Genomic DNA, 20,781 nt, shown 5'->3' with positions numbered 1-20,781 from the left:
CAGCGCCGGTCGTGCAGTGTGGCGGTGCCTACGCGTGGCGGTTCTTAGAGGGTGGCAGTGATCGGCCCGCGCTCCGCGCAGAACTGCTGCGGCGGATTCCCCTTGTTCGCGCATCCGCGGCCGGTCGAGGTGTAGGTGGCGCCCGGGTGGTAGGGCTGGAAGAACACCGTGGCGGGCAGGATCCCTCTGCCTTTCGAGCACTGGCCGGCGCCATCGTTGCCCTGCATCTGGAGGCACGCCACAGTCTGATAGGTGACCGCCCCGTCGCACGCACCCACGGTGAGCGTCGCGGTCACCATGTCGGTGCCCGACACGTTCACCACGGTGGGCGGAGTCAGTCGGTAGTTGCACGGCGGCTCAGCTGGCTGGGCGCCAGCGACCGCTGAAGTCGAGCCGAGGACCAGCGAGGTGGCCGCCAAAACAGCGAACGTCCTAAACATCCCTGGATGGTAAATCACGTCGGGGGCTGTTTATCGGGCAATGAGCCGCAACGGGGTCGAGTTCGCCGCCGGAGCCCCGGCACCAGGACGCCCTGGAACCGCATCCAATCGCGTCGTCGCAGTTCACGTACTGTAGTTGACAGTAAGTGGAATCTGTTCACAGATTTCGTTGACACCCGCTGGTGCGGGCGGTGTGATGTGGCGGTGAGTGGATTGGGAGATATGGACACCGATGCGAGGTACGACACAATCGTCCGCAACGGCCGTTGGTTCGATGGCACCGGAGCGCCGTCGGCGGTTCGCAACCTCGGCATCCGCGCCGGACACGTCGTTTCCATCACGACCGAGGCGCTCGACGAGACCGACTGCCCGCAGGTGATCGATGCCAGTGGGAAGTGGGTACTGCCCGGCATGCTCGATATTCACACTCATTACGACGTCGAGGTGCTGGGCGGGCCGGCACTGTCGGAATCGCTGCGGCACGGTGTCACCACCGTGCTGCTCGGTTCGTGCTCGCTGTCGACGGTCTACGTGGACGGCCAGGATGCCGGGGACATCTTCGGCCGGGTCGAAGCCATCCCCCGCGAACACGTCATCGACGCCGTGGACCAACACAAGACCTGGGCCAGCGGCGAGGAGTACATCGCGGCCCTGGAAGCGCGTCCGCTCGGACCCAACCTCGCGGCATTCATCGGCCACTCCGACATGCGCGCAGCGACGATGGGCCTGGACCGCGCCACCCGTAAGGACGACCGTCCGACCAAAGGCGAACAGGAGCAGATGGAGCACATGCTCACCGAGGCATTGCGCGCGGGCTTCGTCGGAATGTCCTCTCAGCAGCTGCTTTTCGACAAACTGGACGGAGAAGTCTGCCGCTCACGCACCTTGCCGTCGACCTATGCCAAACCGCGCGAGTTGCGTCGGCTGAAGTCGCTGCTGCGCCGCTCCGGCCGGATCTTGCAGTCCGGGCCTGATATCGAGAACCCGGGCAACCTGGCCTCACAGGTATTCCAGTCGCTCGGCATCCTCCGAAAACCCCTCAAGACCAGCCTGTTGTCCGCCGCCGATGTCAAGTCCAACCCGTTCGCGGTGAAGATGATGGGACCCGCTGCCAGGCTGATCAACCGTTTGGGTGGGAACTTCCGCTGGCAGCACCTGCCGGTGCCGTTCGAGGTCTACGCCGACGGCATCGACCTGGTGATCTTCGAGGAGTTCGGAGCGGGCGCTGCGGCTCTGCATCTGCGATCCGAACTGGAGCGCAACGAATTATTGCGGGACCAGGCCTACCGTCGACAGTTCCGAAAGGAGTACGACAGCAAGTTCGGTCTGCGAGTTTGGCACCGCGACTTCTTCGATGCCGAGATCGTCAGTTGCCCAGACGAATCGCTGATCGGAAAGTCTTTCGGACAGGTGGGCCGCGACCGGGGCGGTGTGCATCCGGTCGACGCGTTCCTGGATCTAGTGCTCGAACACGGAAGTGCGCTGCGATGGCGCACCACCATTTCCAACCATCGCCCGGAAGTGCTGAAGAAACTCGCCCGCGACTCCGGTATCCAAATGGGCTTCTCGGATGCCGGTGCCCACCTGCGCAACATGGCTTTCTACAACATGGGCCTGCGGTTACTGCGCCACGTGCGAGACTCCGCGCGCTCGGGTGTTCCGTTCATGACCATCGAGCAGGCGGTGTACCGGCTGACCGGTGAACTGGCGGACTGGTATCGCATCGATGCCGGCCATCTACGGGTCGGCGACCGCGCCGATTTCGTCATCATCGACCCGGCGCATCTGGATTCGGCCCTGGACACCTACGCCGAAGATCCGGTCGACCAGTACGGCGGCCTGCCGCGGATGGTGAATCGCAACGACGACACCGTAACCGCCGTGTTCGTCGGAGGCAGGGCGGTGTTCCTCGGCGGTGAACCCACGGAACTGGTCGGAACGCGGCGCACCGGAAGGTTCCTGCGCGCCGCCCACAGCGCGCCTGCCGTAACCGAGCAGGAAAGTGGGCTGGCCCATGTCGGTTGACGCCACCGATGGCGCGCAGGTCCAATCAGCGGTCCGCGGAATGTGGTCGGCGCTGTCAAGCCGTGACTGGGCAGCGCTGAAGACCTACCTGTCTGACGATTGCCTGTATCTGGACATGCCGGTGGGGCCTGCCGCGGCGGCCCGCGGACCGGACGACATTGTCAAACGTCTGAAGATCGGTTTGCAGCCGTTGGCCTCATATCAGAACTCTGACGGCCTGATGGTGAGCAGCGGTGCCGACGTCATGTATGAGCATCAGGAAGAGTGGCAGTGGGAGACAGGAGAATCCGCGGTTCTTCAGTTCGTCACCGTGCACCGCGTCGAGAACGGCAAAATCACTTTGTGGAAGGACTACTGGGACATGGGTGCGCTGACCAACCATGCGCCACCGACGTGGCTGGCGGACTTCGCCACTGCGGACATGTCCTGGGTATTCGACGCGACCGGGCTGGTGTGAGGTCGGGCTCATCAGCGTTGCCCAGATCTCACCGCGCCATGGGCTTCTAGCCGAGTTGGTAGACGCGGCGGGCATTTCCGTGCGCGATCAGGTCGACGACCCGGGCGGCGTCGGCAGGGCTCCATTCGTCGGCTTCGAGGAAGCGTTGCAGCGTCGTGGCGATGCCGGCGCGCCATAGTTGCGCGCCGAGATAGTGCAGTTCGGCCGGGCCGAAACCGTCTGAGGAGTACAGGATCTTGCGGAATGGGGCCATCTCCAGCAACCGCGCGATGAACGCGCCCGCGCGCGCACCCAGATAATTGATGGCAAGGCCGCCGTCGAGGTAGACATTGTTGAATGCCTGAGCCAGATATCCGGCCTCCCGTTCGTAGGGATAGCAGTGCAGCATGATGACCGGTGTATCTCCGCTGACCCGCAGAAAATCGAGCAGGTGCATGGGATTGGCGGCGTGCAGGTCGCAATCCCTATCGCCGAACCCGACATGGAACTGCAGTGGCTTGCCCAGCCGCAGAGCCCTGTGCAGGCCGAAGCGCAGCAGTACCCGATCGGTCAGGTGGGTTCCGCCGTCCTCGCGCCAGCGGGTGGCGGCGTCGGTGACCTCGGCGGGCGAGGGATCGGAGAGGTCGCCGATGAAGCCGCCGCGGTAGGCCAGGATCGATTTGGTCGCCACCGCCTTGCGGGTTCGCCGCCACAGGATGTCATCGAACGCCGAAGCATAGTCCCCGGGTGCGGCCGCGGCCTGTTCGGCGACCGACTCCAGCCGAACCACTTCCCGTACGTCGCCGACCGCGAGGCCGGCCATGCCATCGAGATCGGCTACCCCGTGGGCGAATCCGGTGTCGAGCAGCCAATCCGACACCCGCGCCGCGGACAGGAACAACCTGGCGAGCTCAGGCTCGGAGACCTGGCTGCGGCGCCGCCAATAGGCGTCGGCGTCGGCGTGCGGGGTCAGGCCGAGAAGCGGTGCGCAGCGGGCCCTGACCGCGAAGCCGAGCTGAGTATCGAAGGCCGAGTCGAACGGTGCCAGCGGCTCGGTGTTGGCTTCGTTGAGTGCGTTTTCGAAGCGATTGCGATCACCTTGGGTAAGCCAACAACCGTGCGCGTGGTGATCGACCAGTCGCACCGCCTCGATGTGCTCGCGCAGCGCTGTCACTCATACACTCCAGGCGAGGCGGAACTTCTCGGCAAGGTCTTCAGGCCCCAGGTCGGCATAATTGTCGTGTTCATGGCGCCGTACCGCGACGACCGCGTCCACCACGTCGTCCCCGAGAACGCCACGCAGTAGCGAGGATCGGTCGAGGGCGGCGATCGCCTCGGGTTGTCGGGGGGTCAGCAGGCAGATGCCGGCTTCGTCTCGCTGGATCTCGCTCAGCGTGGATGGATCGACGGTGACCCCCTCGGGTACCTCCAGCGCGCGGTCGATGCCATCGAGCGCCAGACCGAGGATCGCGGCCGATGCGAGATAGGGGTTGGCGGAGGGATCGATGACCTTGACCTCAACGTTGCCGCCGCGCGGGTTGGCCGGTCCCCCAGGTAGAAAACGCACCGCTGCCTCGCGGTTCTCGATGCCCCAGCAGGTGTAGGCACCCGACCAGTGGCCGGGCTGCATACGCAATCCCGACAGGATCGAGCCGCACAGCACAGCCTGAGCTTGTCCCAGCCCGGCCAGCGTCCCCGCGACCGCGGAGGCGCCCTCTGCCGTCATCCCCCCGGGGCCGGCGCCGCCGGCGAACAGTGCGGATCCTCCACGTGTCAGCGAAAAGTGTTGATGGGCACCAGAACCGACGCTTCCGGAGAAGGGAACTGGCGACAGACTGGCCCGCATCCCGTACCGTCTGGCCACTCTGCCGACAATGATGCGCATCAGGATCAGCTGATCGGCTGCTGCCACGGGCTCCTGGGGAGCCAGGGAGATCTCGAACTGATTGGCGCCGTACTCGGGATGGAACTGTTCGATCAGCACCCCGGAGGCGGCCGCGGCGTCGGTGACATCCCGGACGAATCCTTCGTGCTCGAGCACCCCCGCTAGGCCGTACTGCGCCCACAGATGCGACGGCAGTGGCTCGCCGCCGGGACCCACGAGCACAAACTCCATTTCGTGGCCGACGAGCGCCTCGATGCCGCTCTCCGATAGCCGCGCCTCTATCCGGCTGAGCGCCCCGCGGCAACAGCGCGGATCTGGTGATCCGTCCTGATGGAAGAAAGAGCCTGGAGCCCAAGCTAATCCGTCACCAAGAATTCGCAGCGCCCCCAGGTCGATACGGATGCGCTCGTCCCCCACCACCCCGGTCGACTCGCCGAACACGATGCCGGTCTGATCGATGGCGAACACATGCCAGACCGGACTGGCGCCGAGCCCGGGATCGGCGAACGCTCCCAGTCGCCGCAGCGGAATGGTCTTGGCGTGGGTGAGCCCCGCGGGGTTGACCACGGTACCGATCAGAGTGCTGACACCCTCTGCCTCGAACTGGGCGATGGCTTTGGCGACGAGCGGGTTGGCGACCATGTCAGCCATGGATACCAGTCACGGTGCCGCCGCGCCAGATGCTCAGAGGGTGATCTTGCAGCTTTGGCCGATGTCGAGGGTCCGCAGCATGCGGCCCATCCCGACCCACATCGCACACGAGATCGCCAAATCGGTCATCAACTCGTCGTCGAAGTGCGCCTTGGCGCGGTCCCAGAAGATTTCGTCATCCCGCAGTCCGGTGTGGTCGGTGGCGAATCGATAGGCGAACTCCATGGCAATCCGCTCGGCGTCGCTGTAGCCGGGCCAGGTCCGCCACTGCCCCGCGTAGTCGTAGAACTCCTCGTCGATGCCGTGGGCCTCGCCCTCGGAGTCCCGGGTGTTCTGGCACACCACGCATTCGTTGGCGTGCGCGATCACGATGCGGGCGGCCTCGCGGACCCGCATCGGCAACCTGCCCTTGGTATATACCGCTCGGCTGAAGCCGGCCATTGCCGCGCCCAACTCGGGTGATTTCACTGCGAAACCCGAAACGTCGTCGTCGGCGAAGTCCCCGATTCGGCTCATGACCGAATGGTACGGGGCCTTCCCTGTCGTGCTGGCTCGCTTGCCCGCTGGGCTGGCTTGGGAACCGTTACAGGGGCGGGCGGGACACGCACTGGGCCGAGTAGAGCTCATCGCCGAGCTTGCCCATCAGGTCAAGCTGCGTCTCGAGATAATCGATATGCATTTCCTCGTCGGCAAGAATCTTCTCGAACAGTTGCGCCGACGTGGCGTCGCCCTTCTCGCGACACAAGATGATGCCCGGCCTGAGGCGCCCGACCACCTCGTATTCGATCGCCAGGTCCGCCTCGAACTGTTCGCGCAGCGTCTGCCCGACTCGCAGGGAGAACAGCCGCTGATAGTTGGGCAGCCCGTCCAGAATGAGGATGCGGTCGGTGATCTCCTCGGCGTGCACCATTTCTTCGAGCGACTCTTTGCGGGTGTGCGCCGCCAATTCGCTGAAGCCCCAACTGTCCTGCATCTTGGAATGCAGGAAGTACTGATTGATCGCCGTGAGTTCGCTCGTCAGTTGCTCGTTGAGCAGCTTCAGAACTTCGGGATCGCCTTGCATGATCGCTCCTCAACGCCTTGATGACTGGTCGCGTGCGCTCTCAGCGCGGACTGTGTGCGGGCACCTCCAATCTAGTGCACGACCGCGGGCGACTGCGCACCCTATTCACTGCCGGCGGCGTGTTTCCGGAGTTTGGCCACCCCGGTCCGGGTCGCCGGAGCCCGCACGGCCCGGCCGTCTGGACCACTCCGAGCAAGTAAGGTTAGACTCTGCTAACTACTTGGCGCGGCAGGCGGGAGAGGTTACCAATGGGTGAGCATGGTGTGCGCTCATACATTCTGGCCTGCGATTTCCGTGTCGATGACGTCGGCCGGATGTGGGCATGGCTCAAAAAACATCGGGACGGCCTGTCGTCGATTGGGGCCCATCACGTCGTCTTGTACGAATCGGTCTGGGAACCGCGCAGGGTGTTGGTCACGATCGGAATTCGACATTCCCGGTCAATCCGGGATGTCCTGCGGTCACCGGCGATTTTCGAGTGGTTCGATATCTCCGGCGCTGACGATATTCCGCCGATCTTCGGGGGCGAGGTCGTCGAGAAAATCGATCTCGGCCCGCCCAGCGACGAGGAACATATCGGACGGGTCGTGATGGGCGTCATGTCCTCGGTCGGCGACGTACCCGCTTTGATGCTCAACATCCACGAGGGAATCCAGCGTTTCGAGCAAAGCGGTATTCGCAAGATTTGGGTCTACCGCGCACTCGATGACGGTCACGAGGTTCTGATCCTGCAGGAAATCGGGGACGAGGTCACCGCGCGACAGTGGATCCAGCACCCCGATGCGGCCGCGGAGTGGATGGGCAACGCAGGCTCAGGGGCCTACCCCACCCGGTTCGTCGGCAGATTCGCCCACGTCATGAGCGTCGGCGAGCAGAGTTAGCGGGCGCGGAATGTTTGTCTGCCTGTGCGCCGGAACCACGACCCACGTGGTCAACGAAGTCGTGGCCAACGGCGCACGAACGTCCAGGGAGATCGCCGAGGCCTGCGGCGCCGGAGCCGACTGCGGCCGCTGCCGGCGCACCCTGCGGGCAATCATTGCGGCGCATCCGGAAGCCGCTGACCGCCAGCCCAACAGCATCAGCCGCTGACGGCTCAGGCCTCGTGCTGGCCGGTGAAGTCCGCCAGCGCGGCCGAGTTGGCAGCGCCCCCGAGTAATTCGAGGAAGTGCGCGTTCTCGCGTTCGGTGGCTTCGCTGATGCCGGCGCGGTACGGGGCGACCATCGTCTGTTTGACCGCTACCAGGCTCGGGATCGAGCGGGAGGCAAGAATCTCCGCATGCTTGCGCGCCTCAGGCAGCAGTTCGTCGGGCTCGCACACCTTCCACGCGATGCCCATCCGCTGAGCCTCTGCCGCGTCGATCCACTCCGCGGACAGCAGCAGCCACGCCGCGTTCTGTCTGCCGATCAGCTTCGGCAGCAGGTACGACGAGGCCGCTTCAGGCGCTACGCCGAGGCTGGTGAACGGGCATTTCAGCCTGGCGGTGGACGACATGAAGACCAGGTCGGCGTAGCCCAGGATCGTCGCGCCGATGCCCAGACCGACCCCGTTGACCGCGCAGATCAGCGGCTTCGGCAGGTCTGTCAACGCGCTGATCATCGTCGAGAAGTGACTGCCCGCGCTGCTCAGCGAGGAGTCGGCGATGCGCGCCTGCATCTCCTTGAGGTCGTTGCCCGCACTGAACGCTCGCCCCGCGCCGGTGAGCAGCACCACCGCGACGTCGGGATCGTCGGCGGCATCCCGGAGTGCTTCCGCGGTGGCGTGATACAGCTCCTCGTTGAATGCGTTGAGAACCTCGGGCCTGTCCAGAACCAGGGTGCGGACCCGTTTGTCGTCGCTGATCTGCACTGTCACGGCTGCAGCGTAGCCCTCGAGGCGAACGCGGAGCGCAGCACATAGCGGCTCGTCGGGACGGTGTCGACATCGCGGTTGTCGACAAACGCCGAGGTGCTGGCCACCATACGTGCCATGCGGTGCTGTAGATCGGCGTCGTCGGACGCACCGAAGAAGGCGCGCAGATCCGAGCTGGCCTCGATGGGAAACAGTTCTTCAACAATCGCCGAGATCGGCGGAGATTCGTCGGTGAGCGCGCGTACCACGGCGTTCTGCGTGTATCCGAAGGTCGACTGGGTCTCGATGGCGACTTGTGTGTGATCGTTGTGCCAGCGGGCCAGCCAGGTTGCCTGGTCCAGTTCGACCGGCCGCCGCAGCAGCGCCACGTTCGCGAAGCCCGGGGTTCGCTGGCCAGGATCGGTGTGCGGGGGTGTCAGCGGTACCGACTCGGTCACCAAGTATGCCGCGAACTGCTCGCAAACCTCGCTCAACAGCGCAATTGCGGCGCGGATCTGCTCCCCGTAGCACTGGTCGGTCCACAGGCTGACGAAGGCAGTCACCGGTGGATTCAGAGTGGTCAAGGTCATCAGCGCATCGCTGACCACCGCGTCGCGGACGTTGATCGCCACGCCCGGCGCACCGGTGTCGAGGAGCTTTTGGGCGACGTCGGTGCGTAAACGCGTGCACCATCCTTCGTCGCCGGGAGTTCCCCGAAGGATGATGATGACTTTTTCCACTAGTCGAACCTATCCGGGGCCAGAATGTAGGGGTGCTCAAGGGCTTGACTCTGCCGGTGGTGCCGGACCTCGCTGCGGTCCTGCGCAGTCTCTTGGGCGTCATGGTGGTCGCTGCGGTCGCGTTCAACTGGGGCCCTGCCGGGTCGGCAACCGCCGTCACGGCGGGGGCTGCCATGGCGGGGGCCACGGCGCTGCAGGACAGTCCGCGGGGCCGGATACCTCTCGTCGTCATGGTCTCGGTCCTCATGGGGTTGGCAGTTCTGCTGGGAGCGTTGACATCGGCGACTTCCGCACTATTCGTGGCCACGGTCGCGCTCTGGTGCTTCGGTACGGCGATGCTGTGGGCCCTCGGGGCCCATGCCGGATTCATCGGGAGTGCGTCGGCGGTGCTGATGGTCATCGCTTCCCCTGTTGCACCGACGCAGTCGTCGACGCTGGCCGTGCCGGCGTTGGTCGTCGCCGGCGGACTGGTCCAGGCGGGCCTCATTGCGCTCTGGCCGCGACGCCGCTGGCGTGAGCAACGAGAAGCGCTCGCCGCGGCGTACCGATCGCTGGCCGCCGACGCGCGCAGGCTGGCCCAAGAGGGCACCGCTGATGCGCCGGCGGTTGACACCGAACCGCTGATCAGGCTGCGGGCCGCATTCACCTTGATCGACGGCCGCCAGGTCAGACGGCGTCCGTCCGAATACCGCGACTGGTACGGACTGCCGGAACGGATCGCCACGACCTTGAGTGGCTTGGCCGGACGACCAGGTTTGACGAGCGTGCTGGCCGCGGCGGCCGACACGATGGCGGCGGTGGCCGAAACCGGCCGGTCAGCCCGCGCCGACGCCGACGCCACGATCCGTCGCCTGGACGTGGCAGTCGCCGAGTCGACCGAGTCGACCGAATCGGATTCGGCGCTGGTGCATCGGCTCGCGATACAGCTGCACGAGGCGGTGGCGATCCGGCTGGGAGATTTCGTGCCGTCCTCCCCCGATGTCCTGCGGCACCGGCGGCCGGAGTTGAGAACCACGGTGCGATCGGCGGCGCATCTCATACTGAGTCACCTGAACCGGCATTCGCCGGTGTTCCGGCACGCGGCACGGCTGGGTTTAGCAGTGGCCGCCGGCTGTGCTATCGAGCGTTACACCGGTGTTGCACAGGGTTATTGGATCCCCATCACGATACTGATGGCGCTCCGGCCCGAGACCGCGCATACCTACACGCGTTGCGCAGGGCGGGTGGCCGGCAATGTCCTGGGCATCGTCGTCGCGTCCACCGTTCTCATGGTGTTGTATCCCGGACCCGAGCTGTCGACGGTACTGGCGGTCGTGTTCGTCGGGGTCGCTCATGTGGTGTCCCGGTTCGGATACCTGCCCATGTCTACGGCGCTGACCGCTGCCGTGGTCTTTCTGATCAACATCGACCGCGCGCCCAACACGGCGACAATGGGTGAGCTGTTGTTCGCCGCGATTGGCGGCGGGGCCTTGGCGGTGCTCGCCCACGTTCTGTTGCCCGACGACCCCCTGACCAGATTGGGGCAGCGGGCAGGTGAGTTGCTGAAGACGGAGATCGACTACGCGGCAACGGTGATCAAGGCATGTGTCCACGCGGTCGACCACCCGGCCGAAGTGCTGGACGCTTCGTGGCAGCGCGCAGTTCGGGCGCGTGCCGCCTTCGAGGCCGCGGCCGGGGCCACCCGCATGGAATCGCGCGAGCTGCGCCATTGGCTCAGTTCCTATCGCACGGCGCTGAACGCGATCACGACTGCGTGCACGACGCTGGAAGCTGGATTCCCGGGCAGCGTTCCGGGCGCATGGCGCCCGCCGTTCGTGCTGGCGGTCGACGAGTACCTGGAGTCGCTGTGCGGTGACCCGCCGACGCCGGCTTCACCGTGGACCGTGAACATCTCCGAGTTGGCGGACGCTGACCAGCGGCTGCGGGACGCTGTGTCCGAGAGCGGGCCCGAGATCGGTTCGGCACGCGTGCTGGTGGCCGAGGTCGGCACCATTACCCGCCAGCTCTCGGTGGTCGCGGCCGGCTCCGGGCCAACTGCGGGTCGATGAACACCCCGGGGCCCGACCGCAGCGGGTTGTTCGACACGCTTCAGACGCGCCTGGGACCCACCAAGCTGTGGCCGGATCGTGCGACCTCGGGCCAGTTACTCGGCCGGGGCGGGCGGCGCTGGTGCTTCAGCGCCGGCGGGGGGCAGCATGGGCGCCTCGGCGGCTCCCGGCGGAAGTAGTGCCACCGCGTCCGCCGGCGGAAGGGACGCCACCGCGGCCGGCGGCGGCAAAATGGCGTTCTCAGGCATAGGCGGCGGAGGCCCGGTCCTGGTCAACGTGAAGGGCGTCGCGACGGTCGCGGCATCGTCACCGCAGATTCCGGCGTCGTTGTAGGAGCGCCAACCGGTGTTCTCGACTGCGTCCCACGAGTAGTTGACCCGCATATCGTGTTCGGTCCCGTCCTCGCATTCAAGTGCGTTGGGCACAACGACGAACATGATCCACGAGCCGACTTGCCAGTGTGCGTTACCACTCCACTGGACGTCTCCGCGGTCAGTGTCGCTGGCGCCGAACTCGGTGATCTGGATGCACCGGGGCACGTCCCCTTCGCATGGGTCAGCGATCCAGGTGCGCTTACCCACTGACTTCCCCTGGAACTCGTAGGTTCCGACCGCGTTCTGGGTGATCTCATCAGTGGCGATGGCCGGGCCGGCCAGCCCCACTGCGGAAACACTTGCCGCGACCACCGCTGTTACGATCCCCATGGACCTCATGCTGCTCCTCAGTGTTGACGTACCGCGCCACGAAGTATGCACGAAGACGCCGTGCTGACAACCACCTGGGCTGCGCGAGTGGCAGACGACTTGGTCCGGTTAGTCGGGTACGAACGGAACCTCAGCGCCCTGGTCCAGAACGACATACATCCTGCGCCACGGATCCGTATCCTGCAGCTGCCATTGGTGTCCGGAGCCCTCAGTGTCCTCGGCGAGGAGGATGTCGCCGGGACGCAGCGTGAACTCCTCGCCGCCGCGCGTGCTGAACAGCAGCGTTCCGGACAGTGTCACGACCAGCTGGCGAACCGGTGCGGTATGCCAGGCAAGCGCTCCGCCACTCGCGGTCTCCTCCAGAGTGACGTGGGCAGTCGACATGGCGGCTGACACCAGGTCGTGGTTGCGGCCGGGCTGGGTGTCGATCCTGCCGATTTCGACGTGGGATGCGCCGTCCTGGCCCGTCCACAGTCGAACGCATCGGATCATGTCGGCCTCCTGCCGCTGCCGCTCTCCAGAAATGGTCTGTCCATGGCGATGGCAACCGTAGTCGGGTGGGGCCCGCCCGTGGCGCTGTTTGGGTTCCCAGCCCTGATCCGATTCTCGGCGCTGATCAAATTCGTAGCCCTGATCAAGTTGTCGGGAGTCAGTTGTCTGCGAAGAACCACCGTGGGGCTCCTAGACTTCTCATGTGGCGGTCAGCGGGGACGACCGCGGTAGATTCTGCGACCGGCGAGCGCTTGCGCGAGGAGCACGCATGACGGAACCGAGTTGGGTAGAACACGTCATTTGGTGGCAGATCTATCCGTTGGGCTTCGTTGGCGCCTTCCCCGCCGATCCGGCGCCGACCGTCGCCGAGCACCGGATTCGGACCATCGTCGACTGGCTCGACTACGTGGTCGAACTCGGCGCCTCGGGTCTGGCGCTGGGGCCGGTGTTCGCCTCGCGCAGCCATGGGTACGACACCACTGACCACTACCGCATCGACCCGAGGCTGGGCGATGACGCAGACTTCGATCACCTTGTCTCCCAAGCGCATGAACGGGGTCTGCGGATCCTGCTCGATGGTGTTTTCAACCATGTCGGAATCGATTTTCCCCGCTACCGGGACGCCCTGGCCGACGGCGACGCATCGTGGTTTCCGATGCGCAACGGTGAGTTTGCCACCTTCGAGGGCCACGACGGGCTGATCGCGCTCGACCATCAGCACGACGAGGTCATCGACTACACCGTCGACGTCATGTGCCACTGGCTCGGTCGCGGCGCCGACGGCTGGCGACTTGATGCCGCATACGCTGTCCCCGAACATTTCTGGGCGCAGGTTCTGCCGCGCGTACGCGCAGTGTTTCCGCAGGTGTGGTTCGTCGCGGAGGTCATTCACGGGGACTATGGCGCCCAGGTGCACGATGCCGGATTCGACTCGGCCACCCAGTACGAACTCTGGAAAGCTATCTGGAGCAGCCTCAACGATGCGAACTTTCACGAGCTGGACTGGGCCCTTCTGCGGCACAACGAATTTCTGGACACCTTCGTGCCGATGACGTTCATCGGAAACCACGATGTCACCCGGATTGCCAGCGTGTTGGCCAATCCTGACCACGTGGAACACGCGCTGGTGATCCTGTTGACCACCGGCGGAACGCCCAGCGTCTACGCCGGAGACGAGTCCGCCTACCGGGGTGTCAAGGAGGAACGCTTCGGCGGTGACGATGCCGTTCGACCCGAATTCGGTTCTCCCCATGAGGGAGTCGGTGATCATGGGCGACAAGTGTTGCGCGCCCACCAGCACCTTATCGGCCTGCGCCGCCGCCACCCCTGGTTGCACACCGCGCGGACCGAGTCCCTGCACCTGACCAATTCCCGGTACGTCTACGTCACGCGCAACGGCGACGATGCGCTCCTGGTCGCACTCAACGTCGGCGATGAGGCGATGCTGATACCGCTGCCCGAACTCGGGTTCGCCGCCGCCGAGGTGGTGGCGGGCTCCGGCGCGCCACCCATCGAAGTCGTGGCCGAAGCGGTCGTACCCGCCAACGGCTGGTTGATCCTGGCACCGCGGCCGCGGTGAGGGGCTCGTCTCTCAGGCACTTTTGTCCGAATCGTCACCCGGCTCGACCGACTGACCAGTACAGCGCCACGGCTCCGACCGGGTCGCGCGAGTCCACCCCGAGTCGGAATCGTTAGCCAAACGCGACGTCATTTCGTTGTGTCGGAAGGCGGTTCGGAGCGCGCCAGCGTGTTGCATTACCCGTGCACAGCGACGGTAGTACTGCCAGGCACGCAGGACTTGTACAGAAAGGTGGGTTGGTTGCCGCTATGAAGTTGAGAGAGAAGTTTCGAGGTAAGTGGTTGCGTCGGGTGGCCACTGCCGCCATGGCGGCAGCGGCACTGCCCGGGCTGATCGGCTTCGCCGGGGGTCAGGCGACCGCAGGGGCGTTCTCCCGGCCGGGTCTGCCGGTCGAGTATCTGGATGTGTTCTCCCCGGCCATGAATCGCGACATCCGGATTCAGTTCCAGGGCGGCGGGCCGAACGCGGTCTACCTGCTCGACGGCCTGCGGGCCCAGGACGACTACAGCGGCTGGGACATCAACACCCCGGCGTTCGAGTGGTTGTACCAGTCTGGGCTGTCGACCGTAATGCCGGTGGGTGGAAAGTCCAGTTTCTACACCGACTGGTATCAGCCGTCACGGGGCAACGGCCAGAACTACACCTACAAGTGGGAAACGTTCCTCACCCAGGAACTCCCGGCGTGGTTGGAGGCCAATCGCGCTGTGTCGCAGAATGGTAACGCGGTCGTGGGTCTGTCCATGGCCGGTAGCGCCTCGATGAACTACGCGATCTACTATCCGCAGAAGTTCGTCTACGCCGCTTCGCTGTCGGGCTTCCTGAACCCGTCCGAGGGTTGGTGGCCGATGCTCATTGGTCTGGCGATGAACGACGCCGGCGGCTTCAATGCCGAAAGCATGTGGGGTCCGTCTTCGGATCCGGCGTGGAAGCGAAATGATCCGATGGTCAACATCGCTCAGCTGGTGGCCAACAACACCCGGATCTGGGTGTACTGCGGCACCGGCATTCCATCGGATCTGGACACCGGCACCCCGGGTCAAAATCTGATCGCGGCGCAGTTCCTCGAGGGATTCACCTTGCGGACCAACATCAGCTTCCGCGACAAATACATCGCGGCGGGTGGCACCAACGGTGTCTTCAACTTCCCGTCCAACGGGACGCACAGCTGGGGCTACTGGGGTCAGCAGTTGCTGCAGATGAAGCCGGACATCCAACGGGTGCTGGGGGCTCAGAACACCGCCTAGCGTCCACCGAAAGACCCAGGGAGCCTGCCGTTTCCCCCCGGAACGGCAGGCTTCTTGCTGTGTAGGTCCGGAACTATTCTTGCCATGCAGGTCGGGAACTGAGGGCGCCCTCGGCAGTACCGGCTACACCAGTGAGGCGGTGCCGTCAGCATGTATCTGCACCTTGGCACCCGCGATATCCTCGCCCAGGGTGGCCTCGGCCTCAGCGCTTGCGGTTATGACCGCGAGCACCCGCGCGTCCTCAGGCGTGCGGACCGCCAGAAATGCCTTCTCGGCCCGCCCTTCCCGGTCGACGGGCGTCGTCCATGATTCGACAGTCCCCACTCCGCTCCAGGCGACCACAGCTTCGCGGGTAGGCTCCTGGTCGACCACGGGCTGGACATCCTCCCAACGGAATCCATGCTCCGGCGGCCGGGTTCCGTACACGCCGAAACTGTGTTTGGTTAGGTATCCCCCGTTGGCGGTGATCAAACCGCGGCTGCCCGGCCGTGCCACCAATTGCTGGGCCATCGTCGCGATGGAGTGAGTGACGTAGTTATTCCACGGGCCGCCCGCGAAGGTCAGGCCGCCGGTGACGGTCAACGGGCGACTCGAATCCCCAATCGGCAGTCCGAGTTCGCGGGCCGCGATCTGAACCGCCGAGGGGAAGCAGGAGTAGACGTCGACCAGATCCATGTCGTCGATCCCGGCCCTGGCAAGTTCCAGCGCCCGCCTGCCGGCGATCCTGATCGCCGGAGAGGCAAAGAGTTCCGCCCGCTCCCCGATCGCGTAGGTATCGTGTGAATCGGCTCCCGCGTACGGAAAAACCCATCGCTCCGTGGGAATCTCAAGAGCAATCGCCTTCTCCACCGAGGTAAGGATCAATACCGCGGCCTGGTCGACCATGTTGTTGGAGTTCATCAGTTTGGTGTAGGGCGAGCTGATCATCCGATTGTTCGGGGCCGGCCGCCAGATCTGTTCGGCGGTAAGCGCTTCCCTGCTCCAGGCGTGCGGATTGGTGGCGGCGACCGCGCTGAACTGCGACCAGAGTTCACCGATGCGGCGACTATGTTGGTCTCGCGTCTCACCAGCGGCTATCCGCACCGCCTGCTCGAAAATCGGGTAGACGTAGGCGGGCCGGTCGAGCTTGATGCGGATCTCCGCGGGCCCGGCCATCGGCACTCCGTCATCGGACCCCGGCGCTATCGGCACCGATTCGGCCTGGCGAGTCCAGTCGGGTTTGACTCCCGCGGCCCGCAGCCGGCTTGTCGTCCGCCATGTCTCCGCCCCGGCGATGAGTACGACACCAGCAGTGCCCCGCTGGATGTCCAGGCAGGCCTGATTCACCAGCGACTGTGGCACGTTTCCGCCCACGCCGGTGTAGCGGGTGGTCGCCTTGTCGGCCCGCAGACGCTGCGCCAGAAGTAGTCCCGGGTCCCGATAGCGCCACGACAGCAAGTTGACGATGCGCACCGTATCGAGCGCTTCGAGCACCCGGGGGTCGGCGGCGTTGCGCGCGGCAGCCACCATGAGATCGACGGGTTCGACGCTGGGATTCTCGCTGTGCTGGTTGATCTGCCCGTACCCGACTAGTACCGGCGTCCTTGGGTCAAGGGACATCAAGCGGTCCTCCCTAACTCGTCTTCTGGTCGGTGAACAGCACTCCGTCGATGATCAGCCTGTCGATCTGCTCGGGGCTCAACCCGAGGACCTTCTGGCAGATCGCGCGAGTGTGCTCGCCGGGCATGGGTGCGGGCCGCAGTGGCGCGCGCGGGATGCGGGTGTACTGCGCCGGCGCGGTTTCGCTGAGTATGGGTGCATCCAGAAGCGGATGAGCCAGGGCGGTGTACAGCTGCCTGAAGACGAGCTGCGGGTCCTCGGCGACATCTGCCGCACGGTTCATCGGCGCTGCGGGGATGCCCAGCTCTTGGAGTTGAGCGGCGACCTCGTTCTTGTCCTGGTTCGCCGTCCACTGTGAGAGCGCAGCAATCATCGCTGAGCGGTCTTGGGGTAATTCTGCGTTCCCGATCAATTCGGCCAGGGTTGCCCGCTGCGGTGCGGAGGCTATCGAGATGACACACCACTCGTCCTCCCCCGCGCACGGAAACACTGCGTGAACGGCGTTATCGTCAACTACCGGAAGTCCTGCAGTCCTTGCTGATTCAGCAACATAAGCTTCAGCAAGCTGATTGATCGCCGCCTCGGCCTGCGAGATGTGCACGTGACCGCCGACGCCGGTCTGCTTGCGGCGGATCAGGACTGCCAGGGTGGCGATCGCGGTGAGCCTGGCGACCAGGTGGTCGGGAAAGACGGTCGTCGCGTCGTAGTAGCTGTCTGCTTCTGCGTCTGGGGACCTCCACAAATGGGTGACACCGGTCGACGCCCGGACGAGCGGGCCGTAGCCCATCTGTGCACTCCATGGCCCACGGTCGCCGAACGCGCTGCTCTCGGCCAGGACGATGCGGGGATTCAGGGCCTGCAGCTGATCGTAGGAGAACCCGAGTGCAGCCAGTGTTCCCGGCTTGAAGTTGGCGAACACGGCATCGGCGCCCTGGACCAAACGACTGAACAGTTCAGCGCCGGATGGCTGGCGTAGGTCCAGGCCCAAGCTGTGCTCGTTGCGGTGGGTCAGAGCCCAGGACCGACTCATCGGCTTTCCTGCCGGGGCTTGCCGTAGCCCGTCGGGATAGGCGGGGCTTTCGATCTTGATGACCTCTGCGCCCATATCGGCGAACAACCGGCCCAGTTCGCCGCCGGCAACGATGACGCCCAAATCCAGGATCTGCAGGCCGTCAAACGGCCGGTTTGCCGCGTCCGCCGCTGGCGGTTCCGGTGACGACCGCTGCGCCGCCCATTCGGGGTCGTCGGCGCCTGCGAGGGGGGTACTGCGCCGGAAACCGTGGTGACGACCGTCGATCACCAGCGGCCCGACCGGGATCGGTACCCTCACGCCGGGCGCCACCTCGGCAGTGGACAGTGCACCTACGCTCCGAAAGTGCTCTGCTGACAGGGCTTCTGCCGGCGTCAGCACCGCTGCGATCGGTACACCGCGGGCTTGGCCCTGCCCGACCAGAGAAGCCATGGTCTCGGGCGCGAACAATTCGCCGATGGCGGCATTGATTGCGCGGGAAGCGGCATACCGGGTGGCGATGGTGTCGTATTCGGGGTCGGAAAACTGTTCGGGCTCGCCCAGCCAGGCGCGCATGCTCCGCCACTGGCGGGCTGACAACAGACAGATCCGGACATGTCCGTCACGGCATTCGAAGATCGGATAAATCTGCTGGTTACGGGGGCGCCCGCGCCACAATTCAGTGCTGGCCCGCAGGCCGACAGCCGCCTGCCCTTCGGCGCCGAACGGCGGATCAAGTGCCTGCACCACCGCCTCGAATCGAGAGAAATCGATGAATTCCCCTCTTCCACAACGCAATCGATTGAAATAGGCGACCAGAGTGGCCCAGGTCGCCTGTACCGCCGCCGTTGCCGAAGCGACACCTGTCGGCGGCAGCACCGGCGTCCCTGCCGTCGGCCCGGTGCGGGACAGTGCCGAGGACATCGCATACAGCACCGCATCGGTAGCCCGCCAGGATGAATAGGGGCCCGTCGTGCCGAAATCGGTGACTGACAGTGCGACAAGATGGCCGAACCGGGCGGCAAGGGCTTGCAGCGATGTTCCGAATGCAGCTGCGCTGCCCGGGTTTCCGTAATCGATGACGATATCGGCACTGCCGGCGAGTTCGATCAGCCGCCGGCGATCGGCGGGGTGTGCCGGATCGAGGCGGGCGCAGCGCTTGTTGGCATTGTTCAGCGCGAACGCGATGCCGGCCTCCGATACGCTTGGCGCCGCGCGCCGGGCCGGGTTGTCGCCGGGTGGTTCGATCTTGAGTACCTCGGCGCCGAGGTCGGCCAGGTGCCTGCCGACGGCGTCACCCTGGCCCGACGAAAGATCGAGCACACGCAGGGAGGTGAGCAACGATCCCTCGGCCATCTACCGACCTGCCCTTCGACTGTCGACGGTGACTGATCACCATAACGCCGCACCAGAAGTGAGACGCTTCTGCCATCGGGTACGGGCTGGAGCTCACGAGCATGCGGAGGGGCGGATCTCGACAGCGCCGCCGATGCTGTTGCGGCCCCCGGGGGCGGCGACCACGAATAGTCGGCGAAGCCCATCTTCAGGGAAATCGTGGTGAAGTGAGCCACAGCTGAGCTGCGCAGATGGAAACACCGGTACTCTGGGGCGGTTATGTCTGACGTCAGCGTGGTCCATGCACCACAAGAAACCCACCCGTTGGTGTCTCAATTGTCCGCGCTCTACCACTTCCGGATCTATGCAGACATCGCCATCGTCATTGTCGTACTCGCGTTCACGAACCTGCTGGCGCACTTCACCACGCCGTGGGCGAACATCGCGGTCGTGCCTGCAGCCGCCATCGGACTGCTCATGCTGGTCCGCTCGCGTGGACTGGGCTGGTCGGAGATCGGCTTGGGCCGGGAGCACTGGAAGTCGGGGGCCGGCTACGCCCTGGCCGCGGTCGCGCTCGTCGGGACTGTGATCGCCGTCGGTGCACTGCTGCCATGGACGCGACCGATGTTCCTCAACGACAACTACGCGACACTGTCAGGCGCTCTGATCGCCTCGATGATCATCATTCCGCTGCAGACCGTGATCCCCGAGGAACTCGCTTTCCGCGGCGTTCTGCACGGTGCCCTGGACCGCGCGTGGGGATTCCGAGGTGTCGCGGCTGTGGGATCCGTGCTGTTCGGGCTGTGGCATGTCGCCACCTCAATGGGGCTCACAGCCAGCAATGTGGGCTTCACCAGGATTCTGGGCGGCGGAGTCTTCGGCATGGCCGCCGGCGTGTTGGGAGCCGTGTTGGCGACTGCGGCGGCCGGTTTCGTGTTCACCTGGCTACGGCGCCGCAGCGGCAGCCTTATTGCGCCCATCGCTCTGCACTGGTCGCTCAACGGGCTGGGGGCGTTGGCAGCCGCTTTGGTGTGGCACCTGGCCTGACGCCGCTTTGGCGCAGCCGCCTGCTCTGAAGGCTAGGCGCCGCTGTCGATCGCGGTTCCGCTAGAAGCGGCTAGACCTTCTTCTTCTGCACCATGCCCACGACCCACAACAGGATCACCGAGCCGAGGACCGCGGTGAACAAGGTGAACCACCAACCGCCAGCGGCCGTGTCGAGGAAGAAGCTCAGTAGGAATCCGCCGATGAGGGCGCCGATCACGCCGATGACGATGTTCATCAGGATGCCGGAGCCACCACCCTTGACGATCTTCCCCGCGATCCACCCGGCAATGGCTCCGATGATGATGTAGCCGATCCAGCCCACACTTGTCTGGGTGGACGAGCGTGCGAGGAATTCTGTCGCCGCAACGATCTCCATGGCAATCTCCTGCCTATCGTCATCCGGGCCGGGACTGGCCCTATTGAATTATCGCCTAGATGTACCCGTCGCGGGTTGCAGTTTCGCTGCGGAATCGGAAACAAAGGGCTACGCGGGCGGCAGCATCTCCGGCGCATCATTGGGGTCTACCGGGACGGGCACACCCACTTCTGCGAGTGGCGGCGGTGCGTTGGGATCCGGCGGCGGCGCGTTCGGGTCCGGCGGCGGTGCGTTCGGGTCCGGCGGCGGCGCGTTCGGGTCCAGCGGCGGCGGCGGAGGC

Annotated in this window: 20 protein-coding genes; 8 read left to right on the top strand and 12 right to left on the bottom strand. The window is 65.2% G+C overall.

The window, feature by feature from the left end:
• Positions 1 to 44: 44 nt before the first annotated feature.
• Positions 45 to 440: a hypothetical protein gene (locus ACPGXI_RS14145; protein WP_526653934.1), complete on the bottom strand. Its 396-nt coding sequence runs from the start codon at positions 438 to 440 to the stop codon at positions 45 to 47.
• A 222-nt stretch (positions 441 to 662) separates the two neighbouring features.
• Here ACPGXI_RS14145 and ACPGXI_RS14140 point away from each other — a divergent pair, with 222 nt between their 5' ends.
• Both ACPGXI_RS14140 and ACPGXI_RS14135 read left to right on the top strand, forming a co-directional pair.
• Positions 663 to 2,465, top strand: a complete 1,803-nt coding sequence (locus ACPGXI_RS14140) for an N-acyl-D-amino-acid deacylase family protein (protein WP_526653950.1) — start codon at positions 663 to 665, stop codon at positions 2,463 to 2,465.
• A complete protein-coding gene (locus tag ACPGXI_RS14135) occupies positions 2,455 to 2,922 on the top strand; it encodes a nuclear transport factor 2 family protein (protein WP_526653932.1) in 468 nt (155 codons plus the stop codon). The genes ACPGXI_RS14140 and ACPGXI_RS14135 overlap by 11 nt, the downstream gene beginning before the upstream one ends.
• A 46-nt stretch (positions 2,923 to 2,968) precedes the next feature.
• On the opposite strand, the gene ACPGXI_RS14130 is transcribed toward ACPGXI_RS14135, so the two are convergent.
• The 4 genes from ACPGXI_RS14130 to bfr form a co-directional block, all read right to left on the bottom strand.
• A complete protein-coding gene (locus ACPGXI_RS14130) occupies positions 2,969 to 4,075 on the bottom strand; it encodes an amidohydrolase family protein (protein ID WP_526653930.1) in 1,107 nt (368 codons plus the stop codon).
• A complete protein-coding gene (locus tag ACPGXI_RS14125; protein WP_526653928.1) occupies positions 4,076 to 5,437 on the bottom strand; it encodes a type I glutamate--ammonia ligase in 1,362 nt (453 codons plus the stop codon).
• A 33-nt stretch (positions 5,438 to 5,470) separates the two neighbouring features.
• Entirely contained in the window at positions 5,471 to 5,953 is a 483-nt protein-coding gene (locus ACPGXI_RS14120) for a carboxymuconolactone decarboxylase family protein (RefSeq protein WP_526653926.1), read from the bottom strand.
• A gap of 67 nt (positions 5,954 to 6,020) precedes the next feature.
• Positions 6,021 to 6,500: a bacterioferritin gene (bfr, locus tag ACPGXI_RS14115; RefSeq protein WP_526653924.1), complete on the bottom strand. Its 480-nt coding sequence runs from the start codon at positions 6,498 to 6,500 to the stop codon at positions 6,021 to 6,023.
• A gap of 248 nt (positions 6,501 to 6,748) precedes the next feature.
• On the opposite strand from bfr, the gene ACPGXI_RS14110 reads away from it, so the two are divergent.
• Positions 6,749 to 7,381 carry a fatty-acid--CoA ligase gene (locus ACPGXI_RS14110; protein WP_526653922.1) on the top strand — a complete coding sequence of 211 codons (633 nt, stop codon included), beginning with the start codon at positions 6,749 to 6,751 and terminating at the stop codon, positions 7,379 to 7,381.
• A gap of 10 nt (positions 7,382 to 7,391) precedes the next feature.
• A complete protein-coding gene (locus ACPGXI_RS14105) occupies positions 7,392 to 7,589 on the top strand; it encodes a (2Fe-2S)-binding protein (protein ID WP_526653920.1) in 198 nt (65 codons plus the stop codon).
• Positions 7,590 to 7,593: 4 nt separating this feature from the next.
• Here ACPGXI_RS14105 and ACPGXI_RS14100 read toward each other — a convergent pair whose 3' ends face one another.
• Together ACPGXI_RS14100 and ACPGXI_RS14095 are read right to left on the bottom strand one after the other, a co-directional pair.
• Complete coding sequence (locus ACPGXI_RS14100; RefSeq protein ID WP_526653918.1) at positions 7,594 to 8,352, bottom strand: enoyl-CoA hydratase/isomerase family protein; 759 nt, start codon at positions 8,350 to 8,352, stop codon at positions 7,594 to 7,596.
• On the bottom strand, positions 8,349 to 9,068 hold the full coding sequence (locus ACPGXI_RS14095; RefSeq protein ID WP_526653916.1) for an EthD domain-containing protein: 720 nt from the start codon (positions 9,066 to 9,068) through the stop codon (positions 8,349 to 8,351). Before ACPGXI_RS14095 ends, ACPGXI_RS14100 begins: the two co-directional genes overlap by 4 nt.
• A gap of 32 nt (positions 9,069 to 9,100) precedes the next feature.
• Here ACPGXI_RS14095 and ACPGXI_RS14090 point away from each other — a divergent pair, with 32 nt between their 5' ends.
• Entirely contained in the window at positions 9,101 to 11,116 is a 2,016-nt protein-coding gene (locus tag ACPGXI_RS14090) for an FUSC family protein (protein ID WP_526653914.1), read from the top strand.
• A 95-nt stretch (positions 11,117 to 11,211) separates the two neighbouring features.
• Here ACPGXI_RS14090 and ACPGXI_RS14085 read toward each other — a convergent pair whose 3' ends face one another.
• On the bottom strand, positions 11,212 to 11,820 hold the full coding sequence (locus tag ACPGXI_RS14085) for a hypothetical protein (RefSeq protein ID WP_526653912.1): 609 nt from the start codon (positions 11,818 to 11,820) through the stop codon (positions 11,212 to 11,214).
• Positions 11,821 to 11,928: 108 nt separating this feature from the next.
• Positions 11,929 to 12,312 carry a cupin domain-containing protein gene (locus ACPGXI_RS14080; protein ID WP_526653910.1) on the bottom strand — a complete coding sequence of 128 codons (384 nt, stop codon included), beginning with the start codon at positions 12,310 to 12,312 and terminating at the stop codon, positions 11,929 to 11,931.
• Between the two features lie 268 nt (positions 12,313 to 12,580).
• Between ACPGXI_RS14080 and ACPGXI_RS14075 the strand changes: the two genes are divergently transcribed.
• Both ACPGXI_RS14075 and ACPGXI_RS14070 read left to right on the top strand, forming a co-directional pair.
• Positions 12,581 to 13,891, top strand: coding sequence for an alpha-amylase family protein (locus ACPGXI_RS14075; protein ID WP_526653908.1), 1,311 nt, complete (start codon positions 12,581 to 12,583; stop codon positions 13,889 to 13,891).
• A 248-nt stretch (positions 13,892 to 14,139) separates the two neighbouring features.
• Positions 14,140 to 15,135, top strand: coding sequence for an alpha/beta hydrolase (locus tag ACPGXI_RS14070; RefSeq protein WP_526653906.1), 996 nt, complete (start codon positions 14,140 to 14,142; stop codon positions 15,133 to 15,135).
• A gap of 123 nt (positions 15,136 to 15,258) precedes the next feature.
• On the opposite strand, the gene ACPGXI_RS14065 is transcribed toward ACPGXI_RS14070, so the two are convergent.
• On the bottom strand, positions 15,259 to 16,734 hold the full coding sequence (locus tag ACPGXI_RS14065; RefSeq protein ID WP_526653904.1) for an acetyl-CoA acetyltransferase: 1,476 nt from the start codon (positions 16,732 to 16,734) through the stop codon (positions 15,259 to 15,261).
• A 13-nt stretch (positions 16,735 to 16,747) separates the two neighbouring features.
• On the bottom strand, positions 16,748 to 19,099 hold the full coding sequence (locus ACPGXI_RS14060) for a CaiB/BaiF CoA transferase family protein (RefSeq protein WP_526653902.1): 2,352 nt from the start codon (positions 19,097 to 19,099) through the stop codon (positions 16,748 to 16,750).
• Positions 19,100 to 19,357: 258 nt separating this feature from the next.
• On the opposite strand from ACPGXI_RS14060, the gene ACPGXI_RS14055 reads away from it, so the two are divergent.
• The gene (locus ACPGXI_RS14055; RefSeq protein WP_526653900.1) at positions 19,358 to 20,125 is read left to right on the top strand and encodes a CPBP family intramembrane glutamic endopeptidase; all 768 of its coding nucleotides are present in this window, start codon (positions 19,358 to 19,360) and stop codon (positions 20,123 to 20,125) included.
• 70 nt (positions 20,126 to 20,195) lie between these two features.
• Here ACPGXI_RS14055 and ACPGXI_RS14050 read toward each other — a convergent pair whose 3' ends face one another.
• The gene (locus ACPGXI_RS14050) at positions 20,196 to 20,501 is read right to left on the bottom strand and encodes a GlsB/YeaQ/YmgE family stress response membrane protein (RefSeq protein WP_526653898.1); all 306 of its coding nucleotides are present in this window, start codon (positions 20,499 to 20,501) and stop codon (positions 20,196 to 20,198) included.
• Between the last annotated feature and the right edge of the window lie 280 nt (positions 20,502 to 20,781).

Source organism: Mycobacterium sp. (assembly GCF_049608025.1).
In the GTDB taxonomy this organism is placed as follows: domain Bacteria; phylum Actinomycetota; class Actinomycetes; order Mycobacteriales; family Mycobacteriaceae; genus Mycobacterium.
This window is presented reverse-complemented; position numbering and strand designations above follow the sequence as displayed.

What these genes read in the sequence shown, in the direction of transcription:
- ACPGXI_RS14145 (WP_526653934.1), bottom strand. Translation starts at nt 440, where the DNA reads ATGTTTAGGACGTTCGCTGTTTTGGCGGCCACCTCGCTGGTCCTCGGC.
- ACPGXI_RS14140 (WP_526653950.1), top strand. Translation starts at nt 663, where the DNA reads ATGGACACCGATGCGAGGTACGACACAATCGTCCGCAACGGCCGTTGG.
- ACPGXI_RS14135 (WP_526653932.1), top strand. Translation starts at nt 2,455, where the DNA reads ATGTCGGTTGACGCCACCGATGGCGCGCAGGTCCAATCAGCGGTCCGC.
- ACPGXI_RS14125 (WP_526653928.1), bottom strand. Translation starts at nt 5,437, where the DNA reads ATGGCTGACATGGTCGCCAACCCGCTCGTCGCCAAAGCCATCGCCCAG.
- ACPGXI_RS14120 (WP_526653926.1), bottom strand. Translation starts at nt 5,953, where the DNA reads ATGAGCCGAATCGGGGACTTCGCCGACGACGACGTTTCGGGTTTCGCA.
- bfr (WP_526653924.1), bottom strand. Translation starts at nt 6,500, where the DNA reads ATGCAAGGCGATCCCGAAGTTCTGAAGCTGCTCAACGAGCAACTGACG.
- ACPGXI_RS14110 (WP_526653922.1), top strand. Translation starts at nt 6,749, where the DNA reads ATGGGTGAGCATGGTGTGCGCTCATACATTCTGGCCTGCGATTTCCGT.
- ACPGXI_RS14105 (WP_526653920.1), top strand. Translation starts at nt 7,392, where the DNA reads ATGTTTGTCTGCCTGTGCGCCGGAACCACGACCCACGTGGTCAACGAA.
- ACPGXI_RS14085 (WP_526653912.1), bottom strand. Translation starts at nt 11,820, where the DNA reads ATGGGGATCGTAACAGCGGTGGTCGCGGCAAGTGTTTCCGCAGTGGGG.
- ACPGXI_RS14080 (WP_526653910.1), bottom strand. Translation starts at nt 12,312, where the DNA reads ATGATCCGATGCGTTCGACTGTGGACGGGCCAGGACGGCGCATCCCAC.
- ACPGXI_RS14075 (WP_526653908.1), top strand. Translation starts at nt 12,581, where the DNA reads ATGACGGAACCGAGTTGGGTAGAACACGTCATTTGGTGGCAGATCTAT.
- ACPGXI_RS14070 (WP_526653906.1), top strand. Translation starts at nt 14,140, where the DNA reads ATGAAGTTGAGAGAGAAGTTTCGAGGTAAGTGGTTGCGTCGGGTGGCC.
- ACPGXI_RS14065 (WP_526653904.1), bottom strand. Translation starts at nt 16,734, where the DNA reads ATGTCCCTTGACCCAAGGACGCCGGTACTAGTCGGGTACGGGCAGATC.
- ACPGXI_RS14060 (WP_526653902.1), bottom strand. Translation starts at nt 19,099, where the DNA reads ATGGCCGAGGGATCGTTGCTCACCTCCCTGCGTGTGCTCGATCTTTCG.
- ACPGXI_RS14055 (WP_526653900.1), top strand. Translation starts at nt 19,358, where the DNA reads ATGTCTGACGTCAGCGTGGTCCATGCACCACAAGAAACCCACCCGTTG.
- ACPGXI_RS14050 (WP_526653898.1), bottom strand. Translation starts at nt 20,501, where the DNA reads ATGGAGATCGTTGCGGCGACAGAATTCCTCGCACGCTCGTCCACCCAG.